General features: G+C 56.4%; 11 protein-coding genes. 8 read left to right on the top strand and 3 right to left on the bottom strand.

Features of this window, described 5'->3' with window-relative positions; genetic code table 11:
- The first annotated feature begins 28 nt into the window (after positions 1-28).
- Positions 29-817 (top strand): SDR family oxidoreductase, encoded by a 789-nt coding sequence (locus M3223_RS00545; RefSeq protein ID WP_251557906.1) that lies wholly within the window; start codon positions 29-31, stop codon positions 815-817.
- Positions 818-918: 101 nt separating this feature from the next.
- Here the strand turns inward: M3223_RS00545 and M3223_RS00540 are convergent, their stop codons facing one another.
- Positions 919-1,401, bottom strand: a complete 483-nt coding sequence (locus M3223_RS00540; protein ID WP_251557905.1) for a GNAT family N-acetyltransferase — start codon at positions 1,399-1,401, stop codon at positions 919-921.
- A gap of 73 nt (positions 1,402-1,474) precedes the next feature.
- Positions 1,475-2,719, bottom strand: a complete 1,245-nt coding sequence (locus M3223_RS00535) for a DNA glycosylase AlkZ-like family protein (RefSeq protein WP_251557904.1) — start codon at positions 2,717-2,719, stop codon at positions 1,475-1,477.
- A gap of 472 nt (positions 2,720-3,191) precedes the next feature.
- Between M3223_RS00535 and mmsA the strand changes: the two genes are divergently transcribed.
- Together mmsA and M3223_RS00525 are read left to right on the top strand one after the other, a co-directional pair.
- Complete coding sequence (gene mmsA / locus M3223_RS00530; RefSeq protein WP_285891081.1) at positions 3,192-4,676, top strand: CoA-acylating methylmalonate-semialdehyde dehydrogenase; 1,485 nt, start codon at positions 3,192-3,194, stop codon at positions 4,674-4,676.
- A 196-nt stretch (positions 4,677-4,872) separates the two neighbouring features.
- Positions 4,873-6,198, top strand: coding sequence for an aminotransferase (locus M3223_RS00525; protein WP_251559754.1), 1,326 nt, complete (start codon positions 4,873-4,875; stop codon positions 6,196-6,198).
- Positions 6,199-6,210: 12 nt separating this feature from the next.
- Here M3223_RS00525 and M3223_RS00520 read toward each other — a convergent pair whose 3' ends face one another.
- Positions 6,211-7,584, bottom strand: a complete 1,374-nt coding sequence (locus M3223_RS00520) for a PucR family transcriptional regulator (protein WP_251557902.1) — start codon at positions 7,582-7,584, stop codon at positions 6,211-6,213.
- Positions 7,585-7,793: 209 nt separating this feature from the next.
- On the opposite strand from M3223_RS00520, the gene M3223_RS00515 reads away from it, so the two are divergent.
- The 5 genes from M3223_RS00515 to M3223_RS00495 are packed head-to-tail and all read left to right on the top strand — an operon-like array spanning position 7,794 to position 13,503.
- Positions 7,794-9,071: a M20 family metallo-hydrolase gene (locus M3223_RS00515; RefSeq protein ID WP_251557900.1), complete on the top strand. Its 1,278-nt coding sequence runs from the start codon at positions 7,794-7,796 to the stop codon at positions 9,069-9,071.
- The gene (locus M3223_RS00510; protein ID WP_251557898.1) at positions 9,071-10,483 is read left to right on the top strand and encodes an NAD(P)-dependent oxidoreductase; all 1,413 of its coding nucleotides are present in this window, start codon (positions 9,071-9,073) and stop codon (positions 10,481-10,483) included. The genes M3223_RS00515 and M3223_RS00510 overlap by 1 nt, the downstream gene beginning before the upstream one ends.
- 40 nt (positions 10,484-10,523) lie before the next feature.
- Positions 10,524-11,819: an NAD-dependent dihydropyrimidine dehydrogenase subunit PreA gene (preA, locus tag M3223_RS00505; protein WP_251557896.1), complete on the top strand. Its 1,296-nt coding sequence runs from the start codon at positions 10,524-10,526 to the stop codon at positions 11,817-11,819.
- The gene (hydA, locus tag M3223_RS00500; protein WP_251557894.1) at positions 11,816-13,261 is read left to right on the top strand and encodes a dihydropyrimidinase; all 1,446 of its coding nucleotides are present in this window, start codon (positions 11,816-11,818) and stop codon (positions 13,259-13,261) included. Before preA ends, hydA begins: the two co-directional genes overlap by 4 nt.
- On the top strand, positions 13,258-13,503 hold the full coding sequence (locus M3223_RS00495; RefSeq protein WP_251557891.1) for a hypothetical protein: 246 nt from the start codon (positions 13,258-13,260) through the stop codon (positions 13,501-13,503). Before hydA ends, M3223_RS00495 begins: the two co-directional genes overlap by 4 nt.
- Positions 13,504-13,525: the final 22 nt, after the last annotated feature.

Genomic DNA, 13,525 nt, shown 5'->3' with positions numbered 1-13,525 from the left:
GGATTACTTGATGAAGGGATGATCGGATATGAATGGAACGAGGCTGTTGGAAGGAAAAGTAGCGATTATAAGCGGCGGCGGCTCCGGGATCGGAAAAGCGGCTGCACTTGATATGGCGCGGCATGGAGCGAAGATCGGTTTTTTAGACCGTACACTAGATGACGCTGAGAAGGTCAAGGCCGAAATCGAGAGCGCAGGCGGAGAAGCTGTCGTCACGGAAACGGATGTCAGCGACGCCAAAGCGGTGGAAGCGGGCATTCGGACGATCGCGGAGCGATTCGGGCGGGTTGATATCGTATTTGCCAATGCCGGCATTAACGGCGTATGGACGACGATTGAGGATCTTGATGTTGACGACTGGGACCAGACGCTGGGCATCAATTTGCGCGGCACCTTCCTGACCGTCAAATATGCGATTCCATACTTAAAGCGCAGCGGCGGAAGCATTATTATAACGAGCTCCATCAACGGCAACCGCAAGTTCAGCAATTCGGGAGCCAGCGCCTACAGCGCCTCCAAGGCAGGACAAGTGGCGTTTATGAAGATGGCGGCGCTGGAGCTTGCCCAGTATAAAATCCGTGTGAACGCCGTCTGTCCGGGAGCTATCGAGACCAATATCGATGCCAATACGATTCGCACGAAGGAAGCGGAGGAAGCGGCAATTCCGGTGGAATACCCCGAGGGAGCGCATCCGCTGCGCGGCAAATCCGGCAAGGCTTCGCAGGTGGCCGATCTGGTGACCTATTTGGCTTCGGACTTGGCGTCTCATGTAACAGGCACAGATATTTATATTGATGGGGCAGAATCTCTGCTTTGAATAACAGAAAGGGGCTACCGCAGCGATGCGGCAGCCCCTTTTGGCATTGGGCGGATCATGAGCGCGCATTCAATAATGATGGATTAACGCGTCGTATTCGTCTACTGCCCGTTTGGGGGAGGCAGGTCAGCCGGACGTTTGAAAAAGGTCAGCTCCACGCCTGGAGCAACCTCCAATCGGCTCGTTTCGGTAAATCCAGCCGCAGTGTACAGCTGAATTGCGGGTGCATTCAATGTTCCCGTAGAGACGAGATGGTCGGCATTAGGATTCATTTCCAGCGCTTTAAGCAGCATAAACCGTCCGATTCCTTTGCGGAAAAAATCGGGATGCACGACAAGCCGGTCAATCGTAATTTCGCCTGGCGACTCTTGCTCCAGAGCAATCGCACCGGCAAGCCTGCCCTGCAGACGGCAGCCGTAAAAATCGGCTGGGGATGCAAGCAGCGCTTCATGGGATTGTCCGATATGGGGGATGCCGTGGAACCCGATCAGGTAGGCTTCCACCTTATAGGCAACTGTTTGTAAATCCCGAAGCTCCTGCGACACAATGGGATCGGTAATCGATAATCGTTCAAGCTGGTACATGAATGACAACCCTCTTTTCATTAAAAATCTGAATCGGGCAGATAGGCAAGAGTAAAGCTGGAGCCAAGCCGTTTCATTCCCCGGAAAGCCAATGTTCGAGCCGCGGTTCTGCGTTAAGCGCCGCGGCCGTGGGCTTGATCCGCTCGCAGCCCAGATAGGCGCGGAATTGTTGGAAAGCCAGGCGTACGCTTTCCTCCATGGACGGCGTCCACTTGAGATCGGGTTCCGGCCACCAGCCCTCAACCGTGCGAGCTCCGGCGGAACCCTTCTCCCGGCCCGGCTCCATCCGCGCGATCAGCCTGTCTCCCCAAAGAACGGGCAGAACATAGTAGCCGTACTGTCTGGCATCTGCCGGCTTGTAAACTTCCCAAATGTAGGTGAATTCAAACAGCTCGCGAATCAGCCGGCGATCCCAGAGAAAATTGTCCAGCGGAGCCAAAAACATCGAGCGCGGAGGAGCGGCTTCCCATTGCTCCTTGGAATACTTGCCCAGCCAGCGGTCCAGATCTTCCGTTCGAGCGTAATGAGGCGCGCTAAGCCCTGGAGCATCAACCTGGGTAAGATGACCTTCATCTGAAAGGTCTCTAAAAACGCTCGTGCGGTCAGCAGTTTTCATAAAGCGGGTTCCGACCCAAGCGTCCGAAGCGCGGGGATGCAGCAGACCTACGCCTCCTACCCGCCGCATAACCCGCCAACGGGCATAATCGCGGTCATCGGGATGCGGGTCGGGAGTATCAAGCAGCTCTTGTAGAAGAAGATGCTCGGCCAAATCGTACACCCGCTGATTGCGCTGTTTGCGGGCAATAACAAGCTCTCCCCACAAATACATGCTTTCCATCGTTGCCTTGGACAGCCTTGCCGGCGCCCAGGCCCAGTCGAGCTTAACTCCGCTTTCCAGCTCGCGGGAGAGCAGCGGTCCGCGCTCCAGCAGCGCTTGCCTAACCGTGGGCACAAAAGCGGCGATTTCCGGCTTGCTGCCGAATTGTTGCTTCGCTTCGGCACGGGTTCGGCGGAAATGCGGCCAATCGGCGGCGGGATAGATGCTCATGACTTTATCCAATCCGTCCAGCAGCAGCCGGTCCTTATATAGAAGCTCGTCCAGCATGGACGGGCGGAAGTCGGGCAGCCGCGCCTGCAGCACAAGCTCGGCATTGCGTCCGGCAGCGTCCAAAGGATCAAATTGAATACAGCCAGCCCTGGTTATGTAATCCATAATGCCTTGTTTTCCCCGATATGCCGGGACAGGCCCTAAACCATGATGATCCAGCAGAAAACGGCGGGCTTCTTCATTTGTCAAATTGACCGTGCGAATCGCCATTGAAAAACTCCTTTTATATGGATGAGAATTGAAGTGATGGATGGAGAACAAATGTTCCTTTCCATTATACAGGAAACTGCGGATCATTTCATCTAGTCGCGTTTTGAATGCGTTTTCTGTCAGCTTTTCTATCTTGAGCGAAGAAGAGAATGCAAAAACACGAACATTATGCGTTTTGCTGAAAACCTTTTAGACAATGTGTCTAGTTCTTTTCAGCCGAACTGTCTAATGAAAAGAGTCGTTTGCCCAATTACGATGGATAAAACAGCCAGAGCGCTGAATGCAGATGGGAGGAAGATGAAAGGTTTGCTCGCGTCTCATTTGCAGTATTTATGAAAATAAAATCATACAAGCTGGCTACAGTCAGACAAACCCGGGATTTTTTACGCATACGATGTAATCAAAGGCATGTACAGGATTCAAGAAACACGGTTTAGATAAGCAGTTATGCTGGCCGAAAGGGGATGGGGCTATGGCGGAAGCAGCTCGCAAAACAGAGAAAATAGCGGCGCCGCGCAAGCTGGACAATTGGATAGGAGGCGTCTGGAAGAAGGCTGAAGCAGGCACGAGTTATGAGCCGGTGCTCAATCCGGCTACTGGCGAGACGCTTGCAGAGGTGCCCTACTCCGGCAAAACGGAGGTTGATTTGGCCGTTGCGTCAGCGCGGGAGGCTTTTAAAACATGGCGTAAAGTTCCTGTTCCGGCAAGAGCAAGGCTGCTGTTCCGTTATCAGACGCTGCTGCTGGAGCGGCGCGCAGAACTGGCGGAGCTGCTCGCCGCCGAAAACGGCAAGAGCATGGAAGAAGCGCTTGGCGAGGTGCAGCGGGGAGTAGAATGTGTGGAGTTTGCGGCCGGAGCGCCATCGCACATGATGGGCAGCCAGCTTCCGGATATCGCATCGGGACTGGAATCCGGCATGTACCGCTATCCGCTTGGCGTAGTATGCGGTATAGCCCCGTTCAACTTCCCGATGATGGTGCCATGCTGGATGTTCCCGCTCGCGGTGGCATGCGGCAATACCTTTATCCTCAAGCCTTCCGAACGCACACCTTTGCTGGCTTGCCGATTGGCGGAGCTGTTTCAGGAGGCAGGTTTCCCGGACGGAGTGCTTAACCTTGTGCATGGCTCGCGCGATGCGGTGAATGCGCTGCTGGAACATCCTGATCTGGCAGCGGTTAGTTTTGTCGGCTCGCAGCCTGCGGCAGAGGCTGTGTATCGGCGGGGAACGGCGGCAGGCAAACGGGTGCAGGCGCTCGCGGGAGCCAAAAATCACAGCATCGTGCTGGCCGATGCCGATCTTCCGGCGGCGGCCCGCCAGGTTGCCGCTGCTGCTTTTGGCTCGGCAGGACAGCGCTGCATGGCCTGCTCCGTCGTCAGCGTGCAGCTTGAGGTGCTGGAGCCGTTTCTGCGCCTGCTGCTCAAACTTGCCGACTCGATGCGGCCTGACGGCGGGGCAGGTTCGGCGGGTATGGCGACGCCGATGATCCGCTGTGAAAGCCGCGACCGCGCGTTAACTCTCGTCGAAAATGCTTTGTCCGACGGAGCGGAGCTGCTTCGCGACGGCCGCCTTGACCAGGCGCCTGCCGGATGCGAATCCTTTCTTGGGCCAACGATTTTGACCGGTGTCACGGAGGAGATGAGTGTTTGGCAGCAGGAGCTGTTCGCTCCAGTCCTCTGCGTAGCGTCGATCGAGAACCTGGATGAAGGCATTGCGATGGCGAACCGCTCTCCGTTTGCAAACGGAGCCTGCCTGTACACGGACAGCGCCAAAGCGGTGCGTGTCTTTCGGGAGGAGATGGACGCTGGCATGTTGGGCGTCAACATCGGAGTACCGGCGCCGATGGCGTTTTTTCCGTTCAGCGGGTACAAGAATTCATTTTATGGAGACTTGCATGCGAATGGAAAGGATGGGGTTGAATTTTACACGCGCAAAAAGATGGTAACTGCCCGTTATTAAAGCTAGTCTGCGCCGCAGATTGAATGGCGGCGGCGAAAGGAGCGATGGCTTGATGGGTCAGATGGGTCAGCAGCATACCGGGCAAAATGCAGAGGCGGCTGCAAAGCCAACGCTTCCGGAGGATGAGTCAGGGGAAACGCAGGCGGGGACGGCGGCAGCGGCAGCATCTGCAGCCCTATCTGGAGATCCGCTCGAAATGGACAGGCGGCATTTGTGGCATAACATGCGTCCGTACAAGGAAAATGACCGACCGCTTGTCATCTTAGAGGCCGAGGGCTCTTGGGTAATCGATCATGAAGGCAATCGATATATGGACGGTATGTCAGGTTTATGGTGCGTTAACGCCGGCTATGGCCGCAAAGAACTTGCCGCTGCAGCTGCGCGCCAACTGGAACGGATGCCGTATTATCCGCTCACCCAGTCCCATATGCCGGCCATTGAGCTGGCGGAAAAGCTGGGGCATTGGCTGGAGGGCGACTATGTTATCTTTTTCTCCAACAGCGGCTCCGAGGCTAATGAGACCGCGTTCAAAATCGCCAGGCAATATCAGCAGCAGATCGGCCGCCCTTTGCGGACGAAGTTTATTGCGCGTTATCGAGGCTATCACGGCAATTCAATGGGGGCGCTGGCAGCGACGGGCCAAGCGGTAAGAAAGCACGGTTATGAGCCATTGGCAGCAGGCTTTCTGCATGTCCGGCCGCCGGACAGCTACCGCAGGCCGGATGGAATGACGGCAGAGGCGTATCAGCTTTTTTGCGCGCGCGAGATCGAAGAAGTCATCGTTTGGGAGGGAGAGGATACGGTAGCTGGCGTTATTATGGAGCCGGCAATTACCGGAGGCGGCATAATCGTGCCTGATCCCGTCTATGTTCATGAAGTGCGGCGAATTTGCTCTGAACGTGGCGTGCTGCTTATTATCGACGAGGTTATTTGCGGATTTGGCCGGTCAGGCCGCAAGTTCGGCCATCATAATTACGGCGTGCAGCCGGATATTGTCACGATGGCCAAAGGAATGACGAGCGGTTATTTGCCGCTCGCCGCAACCGCCGTTAAACGTGAACTATATGAAGCCTTTCAAAAAAACGGCCAGTACGACCATCTGCGTCATGTCAACACGTTCGGAGGCAATCCGGCAGCCTGCGCGCTGGCGCTGGCCAACCTGGAGCTGCTGGAACGGGAGCAGCTCCCGCAGCGGGCAGAGCAGCTGGGGAAAAAATTGCTTGAGGAGCTGCAGCATGAGTTAGCGGATCATCCCGATGTCGGAGATATCAGAGGTTTTGGACTGCTGATTGGCATAGAGCTGGTTAAAGACCGGGCGAGCCGCGAACCGGCAGGAGCGGCGGTTGTTCAATCGGTCATCGACCGCTGCCGCGCAGCAGGCCTGATTATAGGGAAAAACGGCGACACCGTTGCCGGACTGGGCAATGTCCTGACGTTGGCGCCGCCGCTCTCGTCGACGGATGAGGATATGGCGTTTTTGACATCAACGCTGGTTCGTTCGCTGCGTGAACTGGCGGATTAGAAGCAGCAAAGTTCATCTCTGGGCAGCGCCAGCTTTCGCATTGGAGCTGCCTGAACGGGGAATCGGCACTGCCGGAAGCGCACCAGGTTCAAGGAGCATGTAGGCGCGCAGCGCGATTTGAACGGCCAGTCTTTTTTCGCAATCGGCCCATACGGGGCCAATCAGCTCTTGGATTCGCTCAAGCCGGTAATAGAGCGACTGCCGGACGATGAACAGCCTGCGCGCCGCTTCCTGTTTGGAGCCGTCGCAATCTAAAAACACCTTCAGCGTCATCAGCAGATCGCCGCCTCTTAACCGGTCGGCCTGGATTAAAGGTCCCAGATGATCCTGCACATAGGGTTCAAGTCTTCCGCTTTCCAATAACGATGGCAGCAGCTGCAGCACGCCTAGCTCATCATAGCTAAGAATTTGGCGGGATTCGGCTGTTCCCATGCTTCTTACCCTCGCAGTCAGCATGGATCGGTTCAGCTTGAGCGCTTCCAGCGCCTGGCGTTTCGCTTCGCCGGCTCGGCTGCGGCTGCTGAAGCGGGAGCTGGCGCCGCAGCAAAATCCAGGGACGGAAGCGGCTAACACGTCAACCGCCAGCTCTTCCAGCCGCAGCCGCACAGCCGCAGCCCGCTCCGGCTGTGCAATAAGCGCAGTCATCCGTCCGCCTTCGGCATCGGCTATGCATAAACAGCCAGCGGACCGCATCTTTCGCCGCAGCTCATCCGCAGCCAGCTCCGCAGCGGCTTGAGCGCTGCGGTTACCCGAGCCGGCAAGCCATTCGGCGGCGACGATTTTGCAGTTCATCCCATCCAGAGCGCCAATCATAGAATCCGCCGCATCCTTTAGCAGAGCGTCTTGCGCGGAATCGGCCCCGGGAGCACCCCAGCTATTGTCGAGCAGCAGGCGCAGCATGCGCGAATCGGCGTTTCGTTGAGCCGACTCCAGCGCTAGCGCTTCCTGATAGGCCCGGCGGCGATTCAATATAATAGAATGCAATTCATGCGTTATGTCCACATAACGCACGGTATGCGGGAATACAATCAGCGGCATAGCGTGCCGATCCGCCTGTTTCTTCCATTTAGGCGGCAAAACGGACAATCCCGGGCCTAGCTCCAGGCATAGGCAAGCGGCTTCTCCTTGAAGCAGGCTAGTTATGAAGAGCTCTTGTTTTTCCAGGCAGGCGCCAATCCCGACACCTGTTGTAAGCACCATCTCTCCACCGTGCAGCAGCTCTGTTACACCTGTTACTTCTAACACATGCACCCAGCGAATTTCCCGGTCCAGCCCGGCATGGCCGGCTTCCACTCTTGCTCCGGCAAAAAGATCGCTCATCAGCGTTTCGCGTACGGTAAGGCTTCGCGGCAAGGCTTGATCGACCGGATTCCAGTTATCGTTCATAGGTGAAGCCTCCATTCGGCGTTAAATCACGTTTTCTGAACGGGCTCTAGTTGAAGGCTTATCTAGCCATTGAAGTGACTTAATCTTACATCAAAATAGAGGTCGTTCAAACAAAAATTCATAAAATTCCAGCAATTTTGAGCTGACTGCACACCAATGAACACATAAGCTGACGCTCAATGAAATCTTCATGCTTAGGAGGGAATTTCATGTCTGCGTCTGACAGGGCCATTAACATGGATCGAGTGATGAAAAGGATTGAGCGGCTGGCCGAAATCGGCAAAATTAGCGATACGGGCGTTAACCGGCAGGCGATGACGCCGCTTGACCGGCAAGCGGTTGAGCTAGCAGGAGAATGGATGAAGGAAGCGGGCATGAGCGTTCGTTTGGACGAGGCTGGCAATTTGATTGGCCGGCTTAATAGCGCGGCTGCGCCGGATGCTCCAGTGTTAATGCTTGGCTCGCATTTGGATACCCAGCCGTACGCTGGGCGATTTGACGGTATTATTGGCGTGCTGGGGGCCATCGAAGCGGTGCAGGCTTTTACAGACCGGGGGTTTCGGCCGCTGCAGCCGATTGAGGTAGTCGCATTTACCGATGAGGAAGGCTGCCGCTTCAACAAAGGGCTGTTTGGCTCACGGGCGATGACAGGGCGGCTCGAACAGGGCGAGCTGGATCGCACGGATGCGGACGGCATCACGAGGCGGGAGGCATTGGCCGGCTTTGGCGGCGACCCGAATCGCCTGCAGGAAGCCGAATATGCAAAGGGCGCAATAGATTGTTATTTGGAGCTGCATATCGAGCAGGGCCCCGTGTTAGAGTCGCTAGGGGCTTCATGCGGGTTGGTGACAGGCATCAGCGGACCGCTCTGGTTAACGGTAGACTTGTACGGCTTTGCCGGGCATGCCGGTTCAGTCCCAATGGCGATGCGGCGGGATGCGCTGGCAGGGGCGGCCCAGGTCATAACCGGTTTTCAAGCGATGGTCCGGGCCGAAGCAGGCACCCCTGTTGTTGGTACTGTCGGCACGCTGCAGCTGTTTCCCGGCTCACGCAACATTATCCCGGAGCGGGTGCAGTTTACGGTCGATCTGCGCGACCTGGATATGGAACGCCGCGACCGGTTGGAGGAGGGGCTTCGCAAGCTAGTTGACGATGCCGCCGCAGACAATAAGCTGAGCTACTTTATCCGCGAGGATACGAATAGCCCGCCAAGGTTCTGTGATGAGAGCTTAATGAATGCGATTCGCGGCGAGGCGCTGAGCATGGGCTTGAAGCTGCCGGAGCTGATGAGCGGTCCGTTCCATGACGCGCTGGCGCTTTCGTATGTGTGTCCCTATGCCATGATCTTTGTCCGCTCAAAAGACGGAATCAGCCACAACCCGATGGAGTTTTCTTTAGAGGATGATATTGGCGATGGCGTGGAGCTGCTGTACCGCACGATGAAATCGCTGGCCCTGGCGAACAAGGGAGAAAGGAGCGGGGGCTAATGGCAATCCACCATCGCATAAGCGAAGATCCGTCCGTACCGTCGGCGTTCAGGGAAATGGTTCCGCCGCTTTCGCGCTCGGCCGCAGGCGAGGAGTCGAATCGCTGCCTTTATTGTTACGATGCTCCTTGTATAAAAGCGTGCCCGACCAGCATCAATATCCCGTCTTTCATCAAACGAATTGCCACCGGCAATACAGAGGGGGCGGCCTATGCCATTATGGACGCCAATCCCGTCGGAGCAAGCTGCGCCCGGGTATGCCCGACCGAGCTGCTTTGCGAGGGAGCTTGCGTGCTGAACGGTACGGCGGAGCCGATCGCGATTGGGCGGCTGCAGCGGTATGCAACCGATTTTGCGGCAACGGAAGGGCTGCAGCTGTTTGCTCCAGGCGCCCCAGCCGGCATCAGCGCGGGAGTTATCGGCAGCGGCCCGGCCGGTTTATCCGCAGCGAGGGAGCTTGCCCGTTTCGGATTCCAGGTAGATGTGTACGAAGCGAAGTCCGTCGCGGGCGGCCTGGACAGCACCGGTATCGTCAGCTTCCGCCTGCCGACCCATGTGCCGGCATGGGAGGTGCAGCAGGTTGAAGCGCTTGGCGTGCGGTTCCATACAGGCGTGCGAATCGGAAGTTCGCTTAGCGCAAAACAGCTGCTGGAGCGCCATGATGCAGTTGTGCTTGCCGCTGGCATGGGATATGTGCCGCCGCTAGGTTTGGAGGGTGAAGAGCTGGAAGGAGTGCATGATGCCATCCGGCTAGTTGAAGCGACGAAGTCGGGACGGATGCCGTCATCTTTTACAGGGGCCAAAGTAGCTGTAATCGGCGCGGGAAATACGGCCATCGATGCGGCGACGTGCAGCGTAAGGCTGGGAGCGGACAAGGTTAAAATCGTTTACCGGCGAACTGGGGCAGAAATGACAGCCTATCCGTTTGAATTTGAATTTGCGAAGCAGGACGGAGTGGAATTCGAATGGCTGACTCAGCCGGTCCGGATCATCGGAGACGAGCAAGGCAAGGTGACGGGGCTGGAATGTATCCGATTGGAGGCGGATGGACGTACAGGACCGGATGGCCGGAGGCTGTTCTCTCCCGTGCCGGACTCCACGTTTGTTAATGAAGCGGATGCAGTTGTATTTGCAACAGGACAGCAGCGGCTTGCGCCGTTGGCGGATCAGCTCGGCATCAGTCATCAAAACGGGATTCCAGAGGTCGATCCGATGACTGGCCTCACTTCCAATCCGCGTATTTATGCGGCAGGAGATGTGCTGCACGGCACCGGAGCTGGGGAAGCTACCGTCGTGTCTGCGGCTGAGCAGGGTAAACGAGCGGCTGCTGCAATAGCCCGCAAGCTGTTGGGAGAAGAGTTTGAATCGTATAAAAGAGAGCTGGTTCCGACGCGGGCAGCGGAGAATGTATAAGCCTGATATCGAATATTCGATAGATTGGAGGCATGATTCAATGGCAGATTTGTCCATTTCTCTAGCGGGAATTACATCGCCTAATCCGTTCTGGCTCGCTTCCGCGCCTCCGACCAACACCGGTTACCAGGTGCAGCGCGCCTTTGAGGCAGGCTGGGGCGGGGCGGTCTGGAAAACGTTAGGCGAACCTATTATTAACACGTCTTCTCGCTTCGCGGCCGTTCACTTCGGAGGCAAACGTGTTGCCGGATTTAATAACATTGAGCTTATTTCCGACCGTCCTCTTGAGGTAAACCTCAAGGAAATCCGCGAAACGAAAAAACGATTTCCCAAACATGCGCTTGTCGCCTCCTTAATGGTCGAACCGAAACGGGAAAAATGGCATGAAATCGTCAAACGGGTCGAGGATGCCGGGGTCGACGGGCTTGAGCTCAACTTCGGCTGTCCGCACGGGATGGCTGAACGCGGCATGGGAGCCGCTTCCGGCCAGCAGCCTGATTTGGTGGAGAAACAGACGATGTGGGCAAAAGAAGCGGCCTCTACGCCTGTCATCGTCAAGCTGACGCCAAATATTACAGATATTACAGTCACGGCTCGCCACGCCGTCATGGGCGGCGCCGATGCGATCAGTCTCATTAATACAATCAACAGCTTGGCTGGCGTGGATCTGGAATCATGGAATACGATTCCGCATGTCGGCGGCAAGGGAGCGCACGGCGGTTATTGCGGTCCGGCTGTAAAGCCGATTGCGCTAAACATGGTCGCGGAATGCGCCCGAGACCCCAAAGTCGGGGTACCGATCTCGGGTATCGGCGGCATCTCCAGCTGGCAGGATGCGGTTGAGTTTATGCTCATGGGAGCGGCAGGCGTTCAGGTGTGCACGGCGGCGATGCACCATGGCTTCCGCATTGTGGAGGAGATGGTGGACGGACTTAACCGCTACCTGGACCGTAAGGGCTTGGCTTCCGTGTCGGAGCTGATTGGCCAAAGCGTGCCGCGTTATTCCGACTGGGGCAATCTCGATCTGAATTACCGGGTCGTGGCCCGGATTCATCAGGATGTGTGCATCAATTGCAATAAATGCCATATCGCCTGTGAGGATACGTCGCATCAGTGCATCGATATGCTTACGGGCAGCAGCGGCCGGCCGTATTTGCACGTTAGAGAGGATGATTGCGTCGGCTGCAATCTCTGCTCGATCGTTTGTCCGGTCGACGGCGCGATTGAGATGGTGGAGCTTCCGGCAGCCGCTCCTGTACTTACATGGAATGAGCGGCAAAGGGCGTTGGCAAAGCTGGGGACGGACTCCATGGAAACGGAGGCGGTGGAAGGATGAGCAACAGCAAGGTCATTCAAGGGGGCACAGTTGTTACTTCCGGTTCGATATCCGCAGCCGATATCCGTATCGAAAACGGTGTTATAACTGCTATCGGCAGCAATTTGGACACAGCCGGGGCGGAGACGATAGATGCGGCCGGACTATATGTGTTTCCTGGCGGCATTGATCCGCATACCCATTTGGATATGCCGTTTGGCGGCACGGTGACGGCGGATGATTTTGAGAGCGGTACAATTGCGGCTGCGTTTGGCGGAACAACTACACTGATTGATTTTTGCCTGACGGAGCGCGGCAAACCGCTCGCAAATGCCGTTAAGACTTGGCATGAAAAAGCAAAGGGCAAAGCGGTCATTGACTACGGATTCCATCTGATGGTCGCTGAGGCTGGCGAGGAAGTGCTGGCAGAACTGCCGCAAATGATCGAGCAGGAAGGCATTACATCGCTTAAAGTGTTCATGGCATACAAAAATGTGTTCCAGGCAGACGATGGAACGCTCTTTCGGACGCTTCAGCTGGCGCGCGAGGAAGGCGCTCTCGTTATGGTGCATGCGGAAAACGGCGACGTCATCGACTTTTTAATCCGGGAAGCGCTGGACAACGGACAGACCGAGCCCATTTATCATGCGTTGACGAGACCTCCGCAGCTGGAGGGCGAAGCAACGGGACGGGCAGCCGAGCTGGCCGGTCTTGCGGATGCTCCGCTTTACGTTGTGCATGTGACCTGCGCGGAGGCGGTGGAGCGCATTGCCGCTGCAAGGGCACGCGGGCTGCGCGTATATGGCGAGACTTGTCCCCAGTATTTGACGCTCGATGTAAGCGCGTTGGAAAAGCCGGGATTTGAAGGCGCGAAATATGTGTGGTCGCCGCCGCTGCGCGAGGCCTGGCATCAGAAGGTGCTGTGGGATGCGCTCTCATCGGGGACGCTGCAAGCGATCGGCTCGGATCAATGCTCATTCAACTTCGAAGGGCAGAAAGAGCTCGGCCTCGGCGATTTTTCCAAAATTCCGAATGGCGGGCCGACAATTGAAGACCGCTTCAGCATTATTTACTCGGAAGGTGTGGCAAAAGGCAGAATCGATCTGCATCAGTTTGTTGAGCTTGTTTCTACTGCAAGCGCCAAGCTGTTTGGCTTATATCCGCGTAAAGGAACGATTGCTATCGGCAGCGATGCCGATCTTGTGCTATTCGATCCGTTGGTGAACCGCAAAATCTCGGTCCGTGATCATCATTTGAGAGTGGACTACAGCGCTTTTGAAGGCATGCCTGTTCATGGAGAGCCCGTGTCCGTACTTGTAAGAGGCGACTTTGTGATCCGGGACCGCGAGTTTGTCGGCAAGCCGGGAAGCGGACAATATTTGAAGCGGGAGCGCTTTGGGCAAGGGGTACGGGGACTAGCTCCGAAAACCTCCACATCCTCTGCAGGAGGGCCAAGGGGATGAGCACTTACGAGGAGTATGCGGCGGAAAAAGAGCAGCTGGATTTTTTGCTGGAGGAAGGGCGGCGTATCGTAGCGATCAAAGAAGATCTCGACGGCGCTGAAGTTGTGTTCTCCAAGCCGCTCGCTGACAACATGCAAAACGAAGCGAATGAGCCGGTGGTGATTAGGCTCGGCACCGCGGATGCCCGGAAGCATGTAGCCGTGCTGCTGATTCGGCAGCAGCAGGATGGTTCGGAAGTTTAACAAGCTTTTGAAAAAGAGTTCA

Source organism: Paenibacillus pasadenensis, assembly GCF_023715725.1.
GTDB classification, from domain to species: Bacteria; Bacillota; Bacilli; order Paenibacillales; family Paenibacillaceae; genus Paenibacillus_O; species Paenibacillus_O pasadenensis_A.
The sequence above is the reverse complement of the archived record's forward strand: the minus strand, read 5'-3'. Positions and strand labels throughout refer to the sequence as shown.